Origin of the sequence: Micromonospora sp. MA102, from assembly GCF_025460765.1 — a bacterium.
Lineage (GTDB): Bacteria > Actinomycetota > Actinomycetes > Mycobacteriales > Micromonosporaceae > Micromonospora > Micromonospora halotolerans.
The window spans coordinates 1-19,637 of record NZ_JAMWEG010000017.1 but is presented as its reverse complement, the minus strand read 5'-3'; the positions used below and the strand labels follow the sequence as shown (position 1 = coordinate 19,637).

The following is a 19,637-nucleotide window of genomic DNA, read 5'->3' as shown; positions in this document are numbered from 1 at the left end:
CACATGCGACTGTTAACCCTGCGTCAGGCGGACGGCCGGACCCAGGCCGCCCGGCTGGACGGCGACGACGAGGGCACCGCGTTCACCCTGCCCTTCCCGAGCGTCCGTCACCTCCTAGAGTCCGGCCCGGGCTGGGCCGCCACCGCCGCGGCCACGACCGAGAAGATCAGCGTCACCCGCGAGCAGATCGGGCTGCTGATCCCGAACCCGGAAAAAATCATCTGCTTGGGCCTCAACTACGAGACCCACATCCGGGAGATGGGCCGCGACGTGCCGCAATACCCGACCCTGTTCGCCAAGTACGCGCGGTCGCTGATCGGCCCGTACGACCCGGTGGTGCTGCCCACCGCGTCACAGAAGGTGGACTGGGAGGCCGAACTCGGCGTCGTCATCGGCACGCCGTGCCGACACGTGAGCCCCGAGCGGGCCAAGGAGCACATCGCCGGCTACACCGTCATCAACGATGTCACCGCGCGCGACTGGCAGCGGCGGACCCGGGAGTTCCTGTCCGGCAAGACGTTCGAGGCGACCACGCCGGTCGGGCCCTACCTGGTGACCCCGGACGAGTTGCCGACCGACCTCGACCTGGGGATCGAGTGCAGCGTGGATGGCGAGGTCATGCAGTCGGCCCGGACCTCGGACCTGCTGTTCGACGTGGCCGCCATCGTGAGCTACATCAGCACCATCATAACGCTGGTGCCGGGCGACGTCATCGCCACCGGCACGCCGGGCGGCGTGGGCGACGGGCGCGACCCGAAGGTCTACCTGCGACCGGGCCAGGTCCTGCGCACCACCATCGAGGGCATCGGCACGCTGGAGAACGTCTGCGTGGCCGAATCGGCCTGAGCTCCTCCCCCTTACGACGATGGCCGCGCCCGACGGGGGCGCGGCCTGCGTCGTGGACAGTTGAAGATCCGGCACGCTCGCGCCGGTAGGTGCCGTGTTCATCCCTGCGACCCTTCTAGCCCATGGCCGACGGTCCCGTCAGCGATCACTGTCCGGACAAAGCGACCAGGACCCTGCCACCTGGATGCCCTCATACAGCTCAGCCCGCTGCCGCTACATCACGATCCGCTGGTATCGGGCCGAGAATTCGGCCGTCGGCGCGGTGGTCGTCTAGTGTCGTGGACTCCCCGCCGACCTGCTCCACATCGTCGATCGGGCCCGCGGCACCGGGTGAGGCCCCACCCTCTGGATGGCCCAACCCGGGCTGCAGGGGTCGTCCAGGCACATCTGCCAGCGCCAACGTGACCGACAGATTCAGCGCACCGACCCCGAGGTGAGTCCGCCGACCAGGTGGCGCTGGAGAAGAACGCAGAGCACGACGATCGGCGCGATGGCGACGAGCGAGGTCGCCGCGATCGTGCCCCACTCCGGGCCGCTGTCTGTGACGAAGGAGCTGACCAGCACGGGGAACGTCTTGGCCTTGTTGGTGGTCAGGATCAGCGAGAAGAAGAACTCATTCCAGGAGAAGATCGTGCAGAAGGCGGCACCGCCGTATTCATGAACACCGCGTTCGTCCTGACCGGTGTCCTGCTGGTGATCGGCGTGATCGGAGCACTGGGCACGACGAGCGGCCCGGCGGGAGCGCGGCGCACCTGTACCGCGTTGCTGTCCCTGACCGGCGTTGGAGTCGCCACCGACGGCGTGTTCACGCTGGAGGCCATGCTGCCGCACTCGATCGGTTTCCTGATCGCCGTGGCGGCCCCGGCCGTCAGCTTTCCCGTCGCCGGCCGGTACTTCCGCCGGTTGCCAGGCTGGCGCGGGTTCGGTACCTGGCTGATGGTCGCGGCCCCAGTCACGGTCGTGCTGGTGGTGTTGTTCTTCGCCACGTTCACCCCGACCGCCGACGGCGCGCAACACGGCATCGCCGGCCTGGTCCAGCGCATCGCGGTCACCGAGGTGCTGGCCAGCTTCGTCGCCATGGGCGCCCTGGCGCAGCGCACTGCGGCCACCACCGCCACCGTCCATCAGTAATCCGCAAGGGACATTCACATAAGCATCACCGTCATCGGCGCCACCGGCCGTACCGGCAGCCTCGTCGTGGCCGAAGGGATAGGACGGGATCACCACGTGACCGCGTTCACCCGCCGCCCCCGCCGGCTTCCCGAACAGACCCGCCCGGCCGCCGTCGTGACCGGCGACGGGCGCGACCCGGCAGCGGTCCGCACGGCCATTGACGGCGCGGATGCCGTCATCGCCATCATTGCCGCTGCCGGGCGCGGCGGCCCGCACCAGGCGGCCGAGGTTGCCGCCGTGCTCGTCGACGCGATGGCCGACCTCGGGGTCGCTCGGCTGGTCGTTACCAGCGCCTACCCCATCGTGGCCCGCCAACCCCGGCTGCCGATGGCGTTGCTGCGTCGCGTCCTCGCCGACGCGTACGCCGACGCCACCCGGATGGAGCGCACCGTCGCCGGCAGCGGCCTGGACTGGACCATCGTGCGACTCAACCGGCTGCTGGACGCACCGGCCCGCGGCGGGACCCAGTACAGCACCGGCCAGCTCGAACGTCCCACCGCACTCACCCGCGCCGACGCGGCAGCGCTCCTGCTCGACATCGCCGCCGACCCGACGACCGCCCGCCACGCCATCAACGCCGCAGGCCCCACCCGCCGATGACCCGGACCAGCGACGCCGGCCGACCGCCCCGGTGGGCGAGGACAAGGCTGGCGTCGGCGGCACGCACCCGGCCGCCCGCGGGGCAACAGCCACTTCCCACAACAAGTTCCCCCGCAGGGCCCCGGAGTGTTCCGTGATTGTCCCGTTTTGATCATGGGGGGCGTGCAGCCGGACGGTGTTACCGACTCCGGCGGTGAAGACGGCTTCGAGCACCACGAACCCGTCGCCGTACGGCGCGGCCTCCACAGGGTCAATTCGTCCTACGGGCATCACACCCGGCCGCCTTGGACTTTTGGGATAGGGCTTGATGGTGACGTGACCTGAGACCTCGTCGGCCACTCGGATGACCCGGACCGCGCCCAAGGCGAGGTCGAGGGCGTCCCACTGCAAGCCGCGCACTCGCCCCACCTGAGGCCAGTGCCGGCAGCCAACGCGACGAGTGAGCGGTACTACATGACCCTGCGGGATGCAACCGTGCTGGTCGGTGCGCTTCAGCAGCCCGGGCGGACCGGTGTTGAACTCGATCGCCCGGTCGACGTCGGCCCCGGAATGACCGACCATTGGGCCCGTCCAGCGGGTGTCAGGAGAGCCTTCGGTGACCGTTTATCGCTGCTTGCCGCTGCGGAACAGGGTGATGGCCTTCTCAATGCGCCGTTGGCGCGTCTGGTCTGTCTTGGCGGCGTTGATGTTGTCGATGTGGTAGCGCTGCAGGCTGTTGGAGAGGGTCGCGAAGAATGCCGCGGCCTGTTTGTGCGCGGCGAGAGCGGCGGCGAAGTCGGGAGGGAATTCGACCTCGCGCGGGGTGTCCGCGACGGTGAGCGTCACGCGGATCGGGTCCCCGCCCTTCAGGCCGGTGGCGTTGCGGACGGCGGCGCTGATGCTGATCATGGGCTTGCCTCCCATCACGCCCACGGTGTTGCGGTATTCGTAGCCGTTGACGTTGACGAGCACCGGTGGCCGCTTGCCGGCCGCGAGCTGCTCGATGGCCTCGACCGGCACGACGATGCCGGTGTTGTTGCCGGCGACGGCCACGGTGGTGTCGAACGTGACGCTCTTCGGTTTGGTCGTCGCCATGCGTTTTCTCTCCTCGTTGTTGAACCGTGGTCCGGTAGGGAAGCGGGTGGTAGCGGCGCGTGCCGAGCGGTGAACGGGGACTCGGCACGGGTTGCCACCGGAATCACTGCGGTCTGGTCCTGATGCGCACGCTGAGGCTTGCCCGGCCCCGGATGGATCTGCAGTACTCGGATCGGCGTCCGAGGCTGGTTTCCGTTCCCTTATGCGGCTCGGTCGCGCGGCTGCCTCGGGTCGGGCGTGCGCCGGTAGAGGTGGACACAGACCGCAGCGATCCACCCCCAGCCGGTGACCACGCCGATCCACAGCCCCAGGACGGCGAGGGAGGACGCCGATCCGGTGGCCACGCCGAGGAAGCCGGCCAGCACTACCAGGCCGGCCCCGAGTGAGGCCCACGCCCAGCCGCGCCGACTGTTCCGGCTGAAGAGGCGGGCCAGGACGAACGCGGCCGCGACCAGGCACACGAACCCGATCCCGCCGGCAGCGATGTGCAGGAGGCCGTGAAGCGTCACCTGCCTGGGCGGGCCGTCCGGCGTGCCCACCGGGAAGCCGTTCATGGGGTCGGCGACGAACATGCCGGCGGCCACGAGCGCCAGGCCGTAGGCCGACAGCAGGCTCGCCGCCCACGCGGCGGCGCGGCCCCGCGGCAGCGCGCGGAACAGCCCGACGGCGGAGGTGATCGTCATCAGGCCGGTGAGTACCAGGGTGAGGATCTGGATCCAGCCGAGCGGCCCGTTGGCGAGCAGGCTCAGGTCGTGCCGACGCAGGTCGAAGCCGTCGCGGGTCAGCGCCTGGGCCAGGCCCGATGCCAGGTAGCAGGCGCCGGCGAGCGGGCCGTAGCCGAGCAGGGAGCGGGTCACGGCGGCTGGGCGGTTGCACACCCGGCCGGCGCGGGCGCCGGGGGCGGCGGACCCGGGGTCGATCGCGGTCTCGACGGTCATGGTGCATTCCTCTCTCGGGTACTACACTGAACAGTACCCGGGCGGTACTGATCAGTGCAACAGAGTCGAAGGGGCGGCGAGGACATGACTGGATCCGAGGCGAACAGTGATGCCGACCTGCTGGTACGGGTGTCGTTGCGGCGGCCGGACCGCGCGCCCACGCCGGACGGGTCAGCGCGGGATGACCGCTCGCAGGACCCCCGAGCGCTACGCAGTCGGGCCGCGATCGTGCAGGCCGCGACGGCCCTGTTCCTGGAACGCGGCTACGTAGACACCAGCGTCGACGACATCGCCGCCCGGGCCGCGGTGTCGAAGAGGACCGTCTACAACAACTTCGCCGACAAGGAGCGGCTGTTCACCGAGATCGTGCTCGGGGTCACCGCCACCGCGGAGCAGTTCGCCAACGAGATCATCGCGCCACTCCGCCACGCCGACGACCTTTCCACGGCGCTACGCGAGCTGGCTCGCCAGCATATGGCGGCGGTGACCCGGCTCCCAGTGGTGCGCCTGCGCCGCCTGATCAGCGCGGAGTCGGCACGGTTTCCCGACCTGGCCCGCGAGTACCACCGGCGAGCCCCGGGCCACGTGCTCACGGCCATCGCGGCAGCATTCGCCGACCTTGCCGGCCAGGGGCGGCTGCGCATCGGCGATGCCGAAAGGGCAGCCCAGCACTTCGCCTTCCTCATCGTCGGCGCGACGCTGGACCGGGTCATGTTCGAAGGCGAAGGAGCCATTCCCTCCGGCCCCGAACTGGACCGGCTCGCAGACAGCGGCGTCGAGGCGTTCCTCGCAGCGTACCGACCCGACGAGCATCCATAGCCGTGCCGACTCCCTGACGACATGATGCCCCGACCTAGTGGGCCTTCCGGCGGTTGGACTCCTGCCGGACGGCCTCCGTGAGATCCCGGCAGGTGGTGCCGGCCGCGGTCCTCATCATCCGGTCAACCATCGCCCGCACAGATGCTTCATCTAGGAAGTCGTGCGCGACCTCCTGCTCTCCGTCGCCGCCGAGGTTGAACCGCAGATAGCAACGGACCGCGGCCACGATCACCTCCGGCGGGAACCGGAACCCGGCGAACGCGGACCTGGCGGCAGCCACGGCCGAGAGCGGGTCAAGGACTTCACCGCTCAAGTCTGCCTCGATCACGCTAACGCTCAACGCAACGAAGCCGTGGCCAGCGTCAGTACGCCCGCCACGGCGGTGAGGGCCCTCTGGGTCTCGACATCGAATCAGCTCTTGCCAAATTCCGAGTAGGACCCTAAAGATGGCCACGCTGCCTCGTCGCCAGGTCATTCGGACCGGGTGTCTGGTCCGAATGACCTGGCGCTGGCTCAGTGGATCGCCTTTCAGATGCCGACACCGGGGCAGCCGCGGCTGCAGCAACACCCCGGGGCTACCGGCTGGTGCGGTCGGTTGCGGCGCTGAGTCGCCTGGGATCTAGCACCACGATGGCCCCGGGTTCGACGCGGATGGCGCCTGTTTCGGCGAGGACGCGCAGGGCGCGGTTGACGGTGACCCGCGAGAGTCCGATCTCCTCGCCGAGTCCTTGCTGGGCTGCGGGGAGTCTGATCCGGCTACCGTGTTGCCGCCCGGCCTCGAGGATCCAGTCTGCGATCTGAACGACGGGCTGCGGCGTGGCGGTGCGGACCCGGGCCCGCCGGTCATGGTTTACCTGCGCTGATAGGTGGCGCAGTACGTGGTCGCGTAGCGTCGGCACCTCGTCGATGAGTCCGCGCAGGAGGTTCGCGGGCAGGAACCGGATCCGGCAGGGGGTCAACGCGGTCCAAGTGGCGGTGTGCGCCCCGCTGTCGAGCACTGCGGCTTTGTCGATCACGCAGGGCCTGGTCACTGTCGCGAAGCGGACCCTTGAGCCGTCCCTGGTGTCGTAGACGGCGGACAGGGTTCCGTGTTCGAGGACGACGAGGTGTTGGGCCGGGTCGCCGAAGTGGGCAACGACGGCGCCTGCGGGTAGTTCCTGCGGCGGGCACTGATCGGCGAGCCACCCGAGGCGGGCTTTGTCCAGCATTGAGAACAGCGGCACCGCTGCCAGTTGTTTGCTGCCCATGTCGCGTGAGTGTATCTCGCGATACAGCAGGGCGGCCGGGCAGTCGATACCGTCCGATCCCATGATCTGCGTTGAACTGTCTTTCACCGACGCCCCCGCTCGCCTGGCGGCGCGGCCCGCTCACCGGGACCGGTTGCGCGCGCTGCACGAGCAGGGCGAGCTGCTCCTGGCCGGCCCCTGGGAGGACGATTCGGGAGCATTGCTGATCTTCACCGTCGACCCCGCCAGGCTGGATCGGATCATGGTGGAGGACCCGTACTTCACCACTGCCGGCGTTACGGTTGTCTCCCTGCGCCAATGGTGTCCCATCCTGGGCCCAGGTGTGGCGGACGAGCGCTGAATTGGGGATTTCGGTAAATCTGCTGGAAGTGTCAGCAATTGCCCTGGCGGCGGCCTTCGCACAGGGGATCACCGGGTTCGGGTTCGCGCTGGTCGCTGCGCCCTTGCTCGCAGTGGTCGTGGGTCCCCAGGAGTCAGTCGTGGCTCTTTGCCTCATCGCCCTACCGATAACTGCCTGGTCGTCGCTACGTCATCGGCGTGCCGCCAGTCGTGCGGCCGCGATCCGGATGGTGGTGGCTGCCTCGACAACCGCGCCAGCCGGCATCTGGCTGCTGTCAGTGCTGAGCGACCGGGTACTACAGGGACTCGTCGGGGTCGTGGTCCTCAGCCTAACGGTGGCGGTGATCAAGGGGATCCGCGTCGGCCATCGTGGGCGCCTTCTCGACCTGATCGGAGGTGCCTGTGCCGGAATCCTGTCGACCAGCACGGGGACGAACGGACCTCCGCTGGTGATTGCACTGCAGCTGCAAGACATCTCCGGGTACCGACTGCGAGCGACCCTCGCATGGGTGTTCTTCGCCAGCGGAATCGTCAGCCTCGTCCTGCTCGGTGCCGCCGGATCCGTAACCACGCATTCTTTGATCACCGCTGGCGCGGGCTGGCCTCTCGCCTTAGCCGGCCGTCATTTCGGCGAGCGAGCGGCCGGACGACTGCCTGCTCGTTGCGCCCAAGGACTCGTGACCATCCTGCTGGTCGCCAGTGCCACAACCGCGATCGTCGCCGCAGCGAAGAGCTGAATGGCACGCACATCCTCGTCTCGGCTAGTCGATGCCAAGTGAACATGTGACCAGTTTGACACGTGACCAGATGGTCACCTAGGCTGCCGTGGTGACCGACGACCTGGTGTTCAAGGCGCTCGCCGCCCCCACGCGGCGCCGCCTGCTGGACCGGCTTTTCGAGCGTGATGGCCGGACGCTCACCGAGCTGGAGTCGGAGCTGGAGATGACCCGGTTCGGGGTCATGAAGCACCTACAGGTCCTGGAAGAGGCCGGGCTGGTGATCACCCGCCGGTCGGGCAGGGAGAAGCTGCATTTCCTCAACCCGGTACCGATCCAGCTCATTCACGATCGCTGGGTCAGCAAATACACCCAACGCCAGGTGTCGGCACTCACCAAACTCAAACACGACCTTGAGGAGCAGCAATGACCGAGACAAGAAAGACAAGCACCCAGACGACCACGCAGGTCTATCGGGTGTACATCAAAGCCAGCCAACAAGCGGTGTGGGATGCGATCACCCGTCCAGAGTGGACCCAGCGGTACGGCTACCGCGTATTGGCCGAGTACGACCTGCGCCCGGGCGGCGCCTACCGGGCGGTGACCAGCGAGGACATGCGCACTGCCGGGGCCGTTGGCGGATTCGAGGTGCCCGATGTGGGCGTCGATGGCGAGGTCATCGAGGCAGACCCGCCGCACAAATTGGTACAGACCTGGCGGATGCTCATGGACCCACAGATCGCGGCGGAGGGCTTCACTCGGCTGACGCACGAGATCGAGGTAACCGCCCCAGGGGTCACTCGGCTCACGGTCATCCACGAACTGGAGGGCGCACCGAAACTGGCCGAGCTTGTCGCCGGACAACACGAGGCCGAGGGCGCAGGCGGGGGCTGGAACTGGGTCCTCAGCGGCCTGAAGAGCCTGCTGGAAACCGATACCCCCCTGCCGCACTGACCCCGGGAGTCCGCCGTGACCAGCCATGACCCAGCAAGTGCCACCTCGGCACGCCACCCACACCGTTTCGCGGTCCGCAGCCGCGCGCAGACGGTGGCCATATGGAGTCTGCGAGTGATCCTGGCCCTCGGGTTCGGTGCCACCGGACTGATGAAATTCGGCGGCGCGAGTGCCATGGTGACGATGTTCGACCAGATCGGAGTCGGACAGTCATTGCGGTACTTGATCGGCAGCCTCGAACTCGCGGCGGCGATCGGCGTGCTGATCCCGGTCCTTTCCGGAATCGCCGCACTCGGCCTGACCGCACTCATGATCGGCGCGGCCGTCACCAACATCACGGTTCTCCACACTAACCCCCTCACCCCCGTTGTATTCCTGGTCATCAGCGTCCCGGTTGCCGTCAGCCAATGGCCCCAAACCAGGGCGGCCGCACGGATCATTCTCCACCGAAACTGAACGCTCGATCAGGCCGACCGAGCAGGAGTGACCCACTTCGTTCCGTTGTGAATGCGGAGACTGGCGCGGAAATCCGGCGGCAGCACCACCGCCAGAGCGGCCTCCATCGCATCGATTGCCCGAACCTCGGCCGGCGCGGGGATCTGCCGCAGCGAAGCCGGAAGGATACGATTCAGGGCAGCCTCGATCCGCGCCCAGGCTCTGGCGGCGCCCTCATCGGCGTAGGTCCGGCATATTGCCACGACGCGAAGTTTAGGCATCACCCCAAACCTGACGCAGGCGCAACTACTTATCTTCCGCCGAGCGTCGACCGCCCTACCCCTGGATCAATCAGACATACTGCGACCTTGCCGGGACCGTGACACGGCTGGTTCGGCAGGAGTCGGGTAGGGATGAAGTGCCGGGCCTGGTTACGTAACGACTTTTTGTCAGAACCGGTACCGGCGCGTGGGCGCAGGAATCGATGAGTTCACCACGGGAGGATTCAACACTGTCATGACGAACACGCACATACTGGAGACCGCCGAGGCCGACATCGTCTACGACGTGCACGGACCGCTGCCGACGGCCGACGGACGTCCACCGCTGTTCATGATCGGCCAGCCGATCGACGCCAGCGGCTTCACCACGTTGGCCTCACACTTTCCCGACCGCACCGTGGTCACCTATGACCCACGCGGTCTTGGCCGCAGCAGCCGCAAGGACGGCCGGGTCGACAATGCGCCCACGGTCCAGGCCGCCGACGTCCACGCCGTTATCGAGGCGCTGGGTGTTGGACCGGTCGAGATGTTCGCCAGCAGTGGCGGCGCGGTGACCGCGCTGGCGCTGGTGGCGGCCTATCCCCACGACGTGAGCACCCTGGTGGCCCACGAGCCACCACTCATCCCGGTGTTGCCCGATGCCGAGGCTGCCGAGCGCGCCCGCGCCGGCGTTCGGGACGCCTACGAGGTGAAGGGGTCGAATTCTGGCATGGCGGCCTTCATCGCCATGACGTCGTGGCGAGGCGAGTTCACCGACGACTACTTCGCCCTGCCCACACCGGATCCCGGCCAGTTCGGCATGCCCAGCCAGGACGACGGCTCTCGTGATGATCCGCTGCTGTCGGACCGGTCCTGGGCGGTCAGCAGCTACCGCCCCGACCTGGAGGCGCTGGCCGCGGCGCCGACCCGCATCGTGATCGCCGTAGGCGAGGAGTCCGCGGGCATCTTCACCGGACGCACCTCGGTGGCCACCGCCGAACTGCTCGGCCAGCAGCCGACCGTGTTCCCGAGCCACCACGGCGGCTTCCTCGGTGGCGAGTTCGGATACCCCGGCCAACCCGAGGCCTTCGCGCGCAAGCTGCGCGACGTCCTCGACGACGACAACTGACGCCCGGAAGAAAGCCTCCGGCAAGACATCGATGGAAGCCATGCGCGCGCTGAAACGACGCCTGTCCGACATCGTCTACCGGAAAATGATCAACGACGCTGCGGCAGCCATGGCGGCGGGCCCGGGAGGACAACGGGGAACGACTACTGACTCCAGCGTGACCAACTCGCATCCCCAAGCCAGCTCTTCGGAGAAGTCACTTCCCGGACCCGCCGGGACCCAGCTTAGAACTCCTAACTCTTTGAGCGTTGGAGTCGTCGCCAGCAGATGATGGCGCAGGCGAGGGTGAGGAAGGCTTCGTGGATGTCGTCGCGGACCTCCCAGCGGATGCGTAGGCGACGGAACCAGTGCAGCAGGGCGATGGTCTGCTCGATGACCCAGCGTCGGGTGCCGAGGCCGGAGCTGTGGGCGACGCCGCGTCGGGCGATGACCGGGGTGATGCCCTTGGCTCGCAGGTCCCGGCGGTAGCAGTCGTAGTCGTAGCCGCGGTCGGCGTTGAGCTGCTTCGGTCGTTGTCGGGGTCGTGCTCGGATGCCTCTGATGGGTGGGATCTTGTCGACCAGGGGCAGCAGTTGGGTGACGTCGTGGCGGTTGCCGCCGGTCAGGCTGACGGCGAGGGGGATGCCGCCCGCGTCGGTGATGACGTGGTGTTTCGAGCCCGAGCGGCGGCGGTCGACCGGGCTCGGACCGGTTTTGGGCCGCCCTTGAGCGCCCGGACGTGGGAGCCGTCGATCACCGCCCGGGACATGTCCAGCTGGTCCGCGGCCCGTAGTTTGCCGAGCAGGACTTCGTGTAGTCGCTGCCACACACCGGCCTCGTTCCAGTCCCGCAACCGACGCCAACAGGTCATCCCCGACCCGAAGCCGAGTTCCTGGGGCAGGTACTCCCACGGGATCGCCGTGTAGAGCACGAACAAGATCCCGCACAACACCTTGCGGTCATCGAGGGGCTTACGGCCCGGGAACCGGTGCCTGCGCGGTGGACGGGGCGGCAGCAGCGGCTCGATCTCCGCCCACAACTCGTCCGAGACCACCCACGGCGGCTGCTCCCCCCTCCTCACGGCCGAACACTCTAGTCGATCATCCATCAAGGACAAGACCCCTAGATTATTCTGTTAGGAGTTCTTATTCCCCACCCCGCCTCACACCGCTTTCGAACATGCGTACGATCGCCGGGTGCAGGAGATGGTCCGGCGGTACTGGAACGGGGTGTGGGGGCGCCTGGCGCGCCGGGACGTGTGGCTGGTGCGCCAGACGCGCTGGACGGTGGTGGCCCGCGCCGGGGACACCGATACGGGCAAGGTCCTGCGGTGGGAGTTCGAGACGGAGCCGGAGGCCCGGGCCATGGTCGAGCGCCTGCTGCGCGCCGACGCCGCCGGGCAGTGGCGGGAGCAGGATGGCAGTGGGCCGCCGACAGCGCCGCAGCGAGACCAGCGGCCGGGCCCGGCGGCTCCGGAATGACGCTTCAGACAAGGCTTCCCAACTCCGTCTACCTGCCGACGCCGCAAACCCGCGGTCGTAACGGTCCGCCCTGCGGCTCGTGACTGACGGCAACCCCTTGGTCCGTTTCCGGCACTGGTTCGCGGGCCCTACCACAAAACACGCGCGCCGAAGGCGTTATCCAAAGGCGGCCAGGTCTATCCACAGGACAGCCGTGACGGGATGGCAGCCGCCGATCGCTGGTGAAGTACCTCTTGCGGCGCCGCAAGGGACCCACGGCAAGCCGGGGAGGAGACAGACATGACGAGACGAGGCAGGCGATCAGCACCCACCGACGAGACCGCGCCTGACTGCGTCGCCCGGATGGCCGGACTCATCAGCGCGCTCGCGGGACTTGTCGCGGCGGCCGCGGCGCTGCTGACCGCGATCAGCGCCACCGGGCGGCTCTGATGCCCGCCAGAGAAGCATGGTTTCTCGGAGGGCCTGTCGATGGCCGTCTGGCACCTGTCGAGGTTGATGAGACGGGAGCCCTGCCGCCAACCGTGCTACTCCTACAGACAGGGGCCTATGTGGGGCCACGCGAACAGTCCGCCCCGGCCATCACGCATCACTACCTTCGCGACGACGACGAGACCGTTCCGCCGATCTACCGGTACACGGGACGAGCGGACATCCGCCGACCACCGTCGGAATGATCATCCCCGTGGCGACGCGGCATGGCAGCCAAGCGATTCAACCCTGACAGCCCGGCGCGTTCCCGGCGAGCGGGCAGGCGGGCGCCCACGCCACGGCGGGCAAGCGGCCCGATGTCAGGCGTGACCAGGTCAGCGCCATCTGGAGGCGGGGGCAGACCCGATCGAACTAGAGGTCGGCGTACCGCGACTCCGTTAACCCGGTCTGCCCATCGCGCGCTTGCGGGAGTCGACGTGTCGTCTGGTGCGGCTGCTACCCGGTGACTACGATCAGCGATCGTACGTTTGTGCTACTCGGGAGGGTGTTGTGCGGTCCGTTGAGCCTGTGAGCCTGGGGTGGATCTTCCGTCCGGAGCGTGCCGACAACATCGGGGAGCATGCCGGCAAGCCGGTTCGCTTCGCTGGCACGACGGCCGACGAGAGCGGCCAGGTTGAGCTGGTTCTGACTGACGGGACACGCGTGCGCGCGTACCGCCACGAGGTCGTTCCCGGATAGCGCTGCGCCAACCGAACCTGCTGCTATCGCCCCTGATCCGCCGAATGCTGACCCGCTAGCGCGCAGCCCAGACGTAAACCCATGGCGGGCCACCCCCGCCGATCGACTCCAACTCGTACACACCGTTCACATCCGCGTCGAGCAACTCGCCGCCGTACTCGATCCACAACCAGCCCTGATCGATCGTTGCAGGGGGCACAGCGTCGTCGTCGACCGGCACCAAGAGGGAACGCCCATCCACCGGCCCCCCCGACGCACGGCACGTCGACCTTCGCCCACATGCCCTGATCATCGGCCGAGACCCGGCGGCATCAGGCGCGTTCCGCCGATTGGCTCTTCCAGTCCAAGCGGCAGCCTTGCCTGCAGGGCGGGACACCAGGTGCCGTTCTCGTCGGAGCGCCGCCGCGATGGCCCAGACAAGTCGGGCGCGGCGGGCAGCGGGCCAGGAAGGCCGGCGGTAGTCTTCGGCGGGTCGACCGTCGCCGAGGTCGCCCCGCTCTGTGGGCAACGGATCGCCGAACCCGGCGACTTGTCAGATGTTCGCCCGAAGTGATCCAGTTAGGGGTGCCGGTGCGAAGGCTACTGTCACTGTGCGTTCTCGCGATGTTTGTGGCCGCCGCTGCGGGCTGCAGCGAGCCAAGCGCGCAGGCGGAGACGCCTGGTCTCGCGGCCCGAGGCACGACGATGACCACTGTGCAGCCCACCCGCCAGGACCTCGCGAACAAGGTGAGCCTGTCTGGGAAGGTGACGATCAACCCGGTGTTCGGGATCGTGGCCCCGGCCGCCGGGCAGGTGCGGTATTTCGATGTCACGACGCCGCGGAGAACGCCGACCAGGCCGACGAGGGTGGCGAACGTCTGGGCGTCCGGCAAGGCACACCGCATCGAGGTCCCGGCGGGTGCGGTGTTCGCCGGCCGCCTGGTCGACGACGGGTCGAAGGTGACCGCCGGGATGCCCATCGTTTCGGCGAAGAAGGTCGGCTACGGGCTCGTCGCCGACATTGACGGCGCCCAGGCTTACCAGATCTCGGATTCTCTCGCGACGGTCCAGGCCCAGATCAAGAACGGCCCGGGGCCGTTCCCGTGCAAGGTGCTCGGCACCATCGCGGCCCTGCCGGCCGGCACCATCCCGGACCCGCCGGCCGCAGAGCCCACCGCCGCGCCGTCGGGCCAGCCGTCCGCCCCGCCGGTCGCCCCGGCGCCCGTAAGCCAGCAGGACAGGACCGAGCCGTCGGAGCCGACGGGGATGCGCCTGGTGTGCACCGCGCCCGCCAAGGTGAAGCTGATCAACGGTGCCAGCGCCACGCTCGAGGTGGTGACCGCGAGGGCCGCCAAGGCGCTGGTACTCCCGGTCGAAGCGGTCGCCGGCGGACAGGGCCGCGGCAAGGTGGACGTGGTCAAGCCGGACGGTAGCCGGGAGACCAGAGATGTCGTGCTGGGGCTCAGTGACGGCAAGGTCGTGCAGATCAAGTCCGGTCTCACCGGCGAGGAGACGGTCGCGGTCCCCGGCCCCAACCTCCCACCCGCCAAACCAGGCTTGGAAGGCGACCCGTCCGCTCCGATGGGTGAAAAGTGACGGCGTTGCTGGAGCTGCACGGCATCACGAAGACGCTGAAGGGCCAGAAGGCGCCGCGCATCATCCTCGACGGCACCGACTTGACCGTCGACAGTGGCGAGAGCGTGGCCATCCTCGGGCGCTCGGGATCCGGCAAAAGCACACTGCTCAGCCTGATCGGTCTCTTCGACCGGCCAGATGGTGGACAGTATCTGCTGGATGGCCGGGACATCACCCGGCTGCCGGAACGGAAGGCGGCAGCTCTGCGCAGCGCCGAGTTCGGCTTCGTGTTCCAGCGGTTCTTTCTGCTCAAACACCTGACCGCGGCGCAGAACGTCGCGATGGCCCTGGTCAACGGCCAGGGCTGGCTGCCGCGCCGAAGACGCAAGGCTCGGACCCTGGAGGCCCTCGACCGGGTCGGCATCGCGCATCTCGCCAAGCATCGGCCGGCCCGCCTGTCCGGCGGCGAGCAGCAGCGAGTCGCGATCGCCCGGGCGCTTGTCCGGGAGCCGCGTCTGCTGTTGGCCGACGAGCCAACCGGCGCTCTGGACACGGAGACGGGCAACCTGGTGATCGAGGTGCTGCGCTCCGCGACCGACCGGGGCTGTGGCCTGATCCTGGTCACCCATGACTGGGACCACGCCAACAAGATGCAACGCGTGCTGCGCCTCAGCGATGGAAAGCTTCACGCGGCTACCGACACAAGGAGCGTGCCTCAGTGAGCGGGCCAGCACGGCACAAAGCGGAGGCCGGAAGGGTGCGAGTCGATGCTTCGCGCAGCGAGGTGGCCGCGTGATCCGGCTCTCCGGACGGTTCCGCTCGGCTCTGATCATCGGTGGTCAGGGCATCCGCGCCCGCAAGACCCGCACCCTCCTGTCGATGGTGAGCCTGTTCCTGGGGGTGATGGCCGTCGTGGTCGTCCAGGTCGGCGCCGAGACCGCCAAGAACGCCCGGCTGGCTGATCTGGAGCTGCACATGGGCAAGGACGGCACCCGACAGACGTACCTGCCGGGCAACGCCGACACCATCCAGATCAGTCAGGACACCCTGAAAGGGCGCAAGGACGCGGTCGCGGTCTCCACTACCCAGGCGATCATCGGAGAGCCGGGCGTCAGCCCGGTCAACCCGGGTGCTGCCCCGTTCGACCAGCCGGGCGGCGGGCAGTACATCGGTCCTGGTGGGGGCGACATGTACTGCGACCCCCGCGGGTACTGCCAGCCGATGAAGGCGGCCGGCGACGCGCCGGCTGTTCCCGTGCCCGGCAAAGCGATTGAGCTGAGCCTCAATGCGCTCACCGGCGACATCCGCCAGTTCCGGCCGTTCCGGCCAGTCTCCGGCCAATGGCTGGACTTCTCCTCCGACCCGTCGCTGTCCCCGCGGATCGTCATCAACCTTGAGGCGGCCAAGGGGTTCACGCGCCACCAGGTGCCGGCCGAGATGCGCGTTGAAGGGGCCACCGCCAACCCGACGCCACGCATCATCGGCGTCATCGATGACGGCAATCCGCAGCCCACCGCCTACACCCGAGCCGATGAGCTGCTGAACTGGGTACCGCGCGCGAGCAACGGCGGCGACTACGGCCCCGGGCTGCAAGTGATGCTGGCGCCTACGGCGGGCGACGTGGAGCAGCTGCTGCGGATCCGCCTCACGGCCAAGGGGATGCCCGCCGAGCAGATCCACTTCGAAACGATCCAGGCGCGGAAGGACATCGCCAAGGAGCTGGCACTCCTCCGCTGGATCTTCCTCGGCATGGCCGGCCTGGTCCTCCTCATCGGCGTCGCCGGCATCCTCAACGTCGGGCTCGCGACCGTCGGAGAGCGGGTCGAGGAATTCGCGCTGCGGCGCGCCGTGGGCACCTCACGGTCACTGCTAGCCGGCATCGTCCTCGCGGAGACACTATTGACCGGCCTCCTCACCGCAGCCGCCGCCATCGGGCTGTCCGCGCTCGCACTCACCGCAGTCAGCACGCTGTTCGGCGATCGGGAGCAGCTCCTACGCGACCTCGTGTTCCCCTGGCAGGCAGGAGCCGCGGGAGTCATCGCCGGCCTGATCGCCGGACTGCTCGGCGGCCTCATCCCAGCGATCCGCGCCGCCCGTATCCCGATCGCTACCGTCATGCGCGCCTGACGACGGGCCGGACTGTGGAGCATCCGGCCGTTGGCTGACGTGGCCGAGGAGTGGTCGAAGCTGTGGCCAGGCTGGCAGATGGAGCTGTGGGGCGACGACCCGGCCGGCAAGTGGCCGCGTGCGCTGGGAGGGTCACCGCGCCCGGCGTCGACCACGCGGCGGAGCGGGCAGCGCTGGCCGAACGCGTCGACCGGTACTGGTTCATCGAGGAGCACATGCGGGCGGCCGGTCAGGACGTCCATCAGCTCCGCGAGTGGAACCTCGGCGGCATCACGGCCATCCTCGACGCCCGCGTCACCCCTGACGAACTCGCCGGGGTCGTCGCGCTGCCCCTGATTCCCTCGGCAAACGGGCGCAGGGCCGGGACGGCTCGGAACCTCGCCGCCCCGGCCTCCAGCATCCCTCTCGTACCCGGGCTCGCAGTCGCCATCGGGGCACTGGTCCTGGTTCCACCGGCCTATCGATGGTGTTGGTGCAACGATGGAAGACGTGGGAACTGCGAAAACTGCGACGCCTGCCATCTCGCCGCTTGCTGGCAAGCCGATCAAGCGCGCCGACGCCGAACGGCTCGCGGGAGTGCTGAAGGCATTCGCCGACCCGGCCCGGCTGCGACTGCTCAGTCTCATCCAGTCCGCTCCGGAGGGCGAGGCGTCCGTGAGTGACCTCACCGCGCCGCTTGGTCTCTCCCAGCCGACCGTGAGCCACCACCTTCGGATCCTCACCGAGGCCGGCCTGCTCGAACGCGACAAGCGGGGAGTCTGGGCGTACTACCGTTTGGTGCCGTCCGCGATCGCGGCGATCGCCGACCTGCTGACTCCGCCCCGCAAGCGGACGACGAAGCGGGTCCGCTGAGCGGCGCTCCCGAAGGCCGGCGCCGGCCGGGTTCCCATCCGTGGGTCGCCGGACCCACCCCCAGGGTGCCCGGCGGCGTTGTCCTACTCGGCTTGGTTGGCTTGCCGACGGCGCAGGGTACGGATCCAACCTTGGGCGGTGTGCCGGGGCACGTTGTAGTGATCGGCGACGGCCGTCACGCTGCCAGCCTGCTGGTACACCGACTCGAGATCACTCGGCGACCGCCGATACACGCGACCCTCGGTCTTGGCCGCCTCCCCCTTCGCGGTCTGCTTGGTGGCTTTCCGCGCCGTGGCGTTGGCACCCGCTGCCGTCTTCCGCCCGCCCGCCCGGGTCGCTCCGGGCCGTGCCTTCGCCCGTGACGCCTGCTTCGGAACCGCGACCTCAGTCACGTCAGTCGTCGCAGGGCTGCTCGTGACCGGCTCGCCAGCGGTGGACGTGGTAGCGGCAACAGACTGGGTGGCCTCGGTGTCGGCGACGCGATCCTCGCCGTCAACGGATGTGCCATCTGCGGCGGGCGTGTCGTCGGCTGGGGCAGCAGGCGACACGGTTATCGCCTGCTGCCCGCCGACGGCAGGCGTCACCGCCTTCAGCAGCAAATCCAGGTCGACCACGGGAATCTGGCCCGCGGTCAGCCCGTCCCCCTCACCCGCCCGTACCACCAGCTCGGTGATGCGCGCGGTCGCGCCATTCAACTCGACCGTCAGGGTTGTGGTCGCTCGACTGGAATCGTCTGCGGCGATGGTGATGGTGTAGGAACTCATGACTTTGCCTCCTGTGTAGGGCAAGGGCCTTGTCGCCTCTCGCGAAGCATTCCGGCAAAAGCGCGCCAGGGACTTGGCCTTCGCTCGCGCAGTATTCCGGAATCAAAGGGTAGAAGCTATCGCACGCCCTGCCAGCTGCCACCCAACGCATCGACCCCCCGGCCGCGCGCTCGCGGCGCATCTTCCACTGACCATGCCCGCCCTACCGCAACCAGATCCTGCGCCAATGCCACATCCGTGGTCTCGGCGAGGCGCTCCCGAAACCGATGGGCGAGCGTGTCCTGCGCCGCCTTCGGCGTGTCATCCACAACGCACGAACACGCCAGCTACTACCAGGGACCTCCTCCTCGTGACCGCTAGACACGATTGGCGACACACCGCGACTGCCCGCGCGACGACCCCGGGCGAGTCTGCCCGGAGCAGGCGAGGGCCTTCGGCCGGACTGGCCTCGAGCGATCCGCTTGGTTTCTCGATCGGGGCGCGATCCGCAGCGCGGCGGTGTGCCTGCAGGTGAGCTGTCAGGCTGGGGACGCCGAGAGTATGTTGAGGGCAGCACCCGGTCGGCCCTGCTGGCTAGGTCCGCTTCCTAGCCGCCCTGACCATGACCATCATCACCGAGTGGCTCTGACCGGCTTATTAAACACGCCTGCTACCACCAGGTCCGGCTACGCTGCGCTGCCGAACCCGAGGAGGCCGGCATGACCGACACCGCTGTAAAGCAGCGCCGGCCCACGTACGCCGTGAACGTCACCGCCGCCGCGGCCGCACTGGGACTGCTGGCCTTCGCCGCCGACTTCGTCCACGGTGTCGCCGGCCACGTGATGGACGCGCTGACCTCCAGCGGATTCGCCTGGGGCCTGGCCGCCGTCCTGGCCGGCCGGTACGCGGATACCACGCGACGGGCAGTCACGGGCGCCACTGGGCTGCTGTTCCTGGCCACCGTGTTGTACTACGTACTCATCCTGCTGGTTAGCCGCCGGTGGAGCGGTGCCACCCTGGCGGATGGCAGTTCGGCCAACATGGCCGGACTGCGCTCGGTCGCGGTAATGACCGCGGTGTCAAGCCCCGGGTTTGATGGAGAGTTGGTTAGCTGGTTTTTAGGGGTGCGGTGACCGGGTGGGTCATCGCGTGTAGCGCCTCGTGTTCGGCGGGCGGGATGTGCCCGAGCTCGCCGTGCAAGCGG

The 19,637-nt window shown here is 68.4% G+C and carries 25 protein-coding genes; 18 read left to right on the top strand and 7 right to left on the bottom strand.

Annotation, left to right across the window (positions count from 1 at the left end):
- Window positions 1–3 precede the first annotated feature (3 nt).
- From NFX44_RS26460 to NFX44_RS26450, 3 genes are all read left to right on the top strand, one after another.
- Window positions 4–846: a fumarylacetoacetate hydrolase family protein gene (locus tag NFX44_RS26460; RefSeq protein ID WP_262286308.1), complete on the top strand. Its 843-nt coding sequence runs from the start codon at window positions 4–6 to the stop codon at window positions 844–846.
- Window positions 847–1,296: 450 nt separating this feature from the next.
- Complete coding sequence (locus NFX44_RS26455; RefSeq protein WP_262286307.1) at window positions 1,297–1,977, top strand: hypothetical protein; 681 nt, start codon at window positions 1,297–1,299, stop codon at window positions 1,975–1,977.
- Between the two features lie 12 nt (window positions 1,978–1,989).
- A complete protein-coding gene (locus NFX44_RS26450) occupies window positions 1,990–2,619 on the top strand; it encodes an NAD(P)H-binding protein (protein ID WP_315974645.1) in 630 nt (209 codons plus the stop codon).
- A gap of 603 nt (window positions 2,620–3,222) precedes the next feature.
- Here the strand turns inward: NFX44_RS26450 and NFX44_RS26445 are convergent.
- Both NFX44_RS26445 and NFX44_RS26440 read right to left on the bottom strand, forming a co-directional pair.
- Window positions 3,223–3,693, bottom strand: coding sequence for a YdeI/OmpD-associated family protein (locus NFX44_RS26445; protein ID WP_262286306.1), 471 nt, complete (start codon window positions 3,691–3,693; stop codon window positions 3,223–3,225).
- Window positions 3,694–3,893: 200 nt separating this feature from the next.
- Window positions 3,894–4,631: a DUF998 domain-containing protein gene (locus NFX44_RS26440; protein ID WP_262286305.1), complete on the bottom strand. Its 738-nt coding sequence runs from the start codon at window positions 4,629–4,631 to the stop codon at window positions 3,894–3,896.
- 84 nt (window positions 4,632–4,715) lie between these two features.
- Here NFX44_RS26440 and NFX44_RS26435 point away from each other — a divergent pair, with 84 nt between their 5' ends.
- The gene (locus NFX44_RS26435) at window positions 4,716–5,450 is read left to right on the top strand and encodes a TetR/AcrR family transcriptional regulator (protein WP_262286304.1); all 735 of its coding nucleotides are present in this window, start codon (window positions 4,716–4,718) and stop codon (window positions 5,448–5,450) included.
- A 34-nt stretch (window positions 5,451–5,484) separates the two neighbouring features.
- On the opposite strand, the gene NFX44_RS26430 is transcribed toward NFX44_RS26435, so the two are convergent.
- Window positions 5,485–5,778: a hypothetical protein gene (locus NFX44_RS26430; RefSeq protein ID WP_262286415.1), complete on the bottom strand. Its 294-nt coding sequence runs from the start codon at window positions 5,776–5,778 to the stop codon at window positions 5,485–5,487.
- Between the two features lie 247 nt (window positions 5,779–6,025).
- Entirely contained in the window at window positions 6,026–6,697 is a 672-nt protein-coding gene (locus tag NFX44_RS26425) for a Crp/Fnr family transcriptional regulator (protein WP_262286303.1), read from the bottom strand.
- A gap of 61 nt (window positions 6,698–6,758) precedes the next feature.
- Between NFX44_RS26425 and NFX44_RS26420 the strand changes: the two genes are divergently transcribed.
- The 5 genes from NFX44_RS26420 (at window position 6,759) to NFX44_RS26400 (ending at window position 9,162) form a co-directional block, all read left to right on the top strand.
- On the top strand, window positions 6,759–7,037 hold the full coding sequence (locus NFX44_RS26420) for a YciI family protein (RefSeq protein ID WP_262286302.1): 279 nt from the start codon (window positions 6,759–6,761) through the stop codon (window positions 7,035–7,037).
- The gene (locus NFX44_RS26415; RefSeq protein WP_262286301.1) at window positions 7,018–7,773 is read left to right on the top strand and encodes a sulfite exporter TauE/SafE family protein; all 756 of its coding nucleotides are present in this window, start codon (window positions 7,018–7,020) and stop codon (window positions 7,771–7,773) included. Before NFX44_RS26420 ends, NFX44_RS26415 begins: the two co-directional genes overlap by 20 nt.
- Window positions 7,774–7,864: 91 nt before the next feature.
- On the top strand, window positions 7,865–8,182 hold the full coding sequence (locus NFX44_RS26410) for a helix-turn-helix transcriptional regulator (RefSeq protein WP_262286300.1): 318 nt from the start codon (window positions 7,865–7,867) through the stop codon (window positions 8,180–8,182).
- Entirely contained in the window at window positions 8,179–8,706 is a 528-nt protein-coding gene (locus tag NFX44_RS26405; protein WP_262286299.1) for an SRPBCC domain-containing protein, read from the top strand. The genes NFX44_RS26410 and NFX44_RS26405 overlap by 4 nt, the downstream gene beginning before the upstream one ends.
- A gap of 114 nt (window positions 8,707–8,820) precedes the next feature.
- Window positions 8,821–9,162, top strand: coding sequence for a DoxX family protein (locus NFX44_RS26400; RefSeq protein WP_262286298.1), 342 nt, complete (start codon window positions 8,821–8,823; stop codon window positions 9,160–9,162).
- A gap of 8 nt (window positions 9,163–9,170) precedes the next feature.
- Here the strand turns inward: NFX44_RS26400 and NFX44_RS26395 are convergent, their stop codons facing one another.
- On the bottom strand, window positions 9,171–9,422 hold the full coding sequence (locus tag NFX44_RS26395; RefSeq protein WP_262286297.1) for a hypothetical protein: 252 nt from the start codon (window positions 9,420–9,422) through the stop codon (window positions 9,171–9,173).
- Window positions 9,423–9,609: 187 nt separating this feature from the next.
- On the opposite strand from NFX44_RS26395, the gene NFX44_RS26390 reads away from it, so the two are divergent.
- Entirely contained in the window at window positions 9,610–10,530 is a 921-nt protein-coding gene (locus tag NFX44_RS26390) for an alpha/beta fold hydrolase (protein WP_262286296.1), read from the top strand.
- A 233-nt stretch (window positions 10,531–10,763) separates the two neighbouring features.
- On the opposite strand, the gene NFX44_RS26385 is transcribed toward NFX44_RS26390, so the two are convergent.
- A protein-coding gene (locus NFX44_RS26385) for an IS5 family transposase (protein ID WP_262286295.1) occupies window positions 10,764–11,617 on the bottom strand; the annotation gives its coding sequence in 2 pieces (ribosomal slippage) (window positions 10,764–11,227 and window positions 11,227–11,617; 855 coding nt in all).
- Between the two features lie 97 nt (window positions 11,618–11,714).
- Between NFX44_RS26385 and NFX44_RS26380 the strand changes: the two genes are divergently transcribed.
- The 7 genes from NFX44_RS26380 to NFX44_RS26355 all read left to right on the top strand — a co-directional run bounded on the left by NFX44_RS26380 (window position 11,715) and on the right by NFX44_RS26355 (window position 17,690).
- Window positions 11,715–11,990: a hypothetical protein gene (locus tag NFX44_RS26380; RefSeq protein WP_262286408.1), complete on the top strand. Its 276-nt coding sequence runs from the start codon at window positions 11,715–11,717 to the stop codon at window positions 11,988–11,990.
- A gap of 279 nt (window positions 11,991–12,269) precedes the next feature.
- A complete protein-coding gene (locus NFX44_RS26375; protein ID WP_262286294.1) occupies window positions 12,270–12,419 on the top strand; it encodes a hypothetical protein in 150 nt (49 codons plus the stop codon).
- Between the two features lie 549 nt (window positions 12,420–12,968).
- Window positions 12,969–13,157, top strand: a complete 189-nt coding sequence (locus NFX44_RS33285; protein ID WP_315974636.1) for a hypothetical protein — start codon at window positions 12,969–12,971, stop codon at window positions 13,155–13,157.
- A gap of 684 nt (window positions 13,158–13,841) precedes the next feature.
- A complete protein-coding gene (locus NFX44_RS26370) occupies window positions 13,842–14,732 on the top strand; it encodes an efflux RND transporter periplasmic adaptor subunit (RefSeq protein WP_262286293.1) in 891 nt (296 codons plus the stop codon).
- The gene (locus NFX44_RS26365) at window positions 14,729–15,433 is read left to right on the top strand and encodes an ABC transporter ATP-binding protein (RefSeq protein ID WP_262286292.1); all 705 of its coding nucleotides are present in this window, start codon (window positions 14,729–14,731) and stop codon (window positions 15,431–15,433) included. Before NFX44_RS26370 ends, NFX44_RS26365 begins: the two co-directional genes overlap by 4 nt.
- 70 nt (window positions 15,434–15,503) lie before the next feature.
- The gene (locus NFX44_RS26360; RefSeq protein ID WP_262286291.1) at window positions 15,504–16,838 is read left to right on the top strand and encodes an ABC transporter permease; all 1,335 of its coding nucleotides are present in this window, start codon (window positions 15,504–15,506) and stop codon (window positions 16,836–16,838) included.
- Between the two features lie 480 nt (window positions 16,839–17,318).
- A complete protein-coding gene (locus tag NFX44_RS26355) occupies window positions 17,319–17,690 on the top strand; it encodes a helix-turn-helix transcriptional regulator (RefSeq protein WP_262286290.1) in 372 nt (123 codons plus the stop codon).
- A gap of 83 nt (window positions 17,691–17,773) precedes the next feature.
- On the opposite strand, the gene NFX44_RS26350 is transcribed toward NFX44_RS26355, so the two are convergent.
- Window positions 17,774–18,454 carry a hypothetical protein gene (locus tag NFX44_RS26350; RefSeq protein WP_262286289.1) on the bottom strand — a complete coding sequence of 227 codons (681 nt, stop codon included), beginning with the start codon at window positions 18,452–18,454 and terminating at the stop codon, window positions 17,774–17,776.
- Window positions 18,455–19,152: 698 nt separating this feature from the next.
- Between NFX44_RS26350 and NFX44_RS26345 the strand changes: the two genes are divergently transcribed.
- Window positions 19,153–19,566, top strand: coding sequence for a hypothetical protein (locus tag NFX44_RS26345; RefSeq protein ID WP_262286288.1), 414 nt, complete (start codon window positions 19,153–19,155; stop codon window positions 19,564–19,566).
- The last annotated feature ends 71 nt before the right edge of the window (window positions 19,567–19,637 follow it).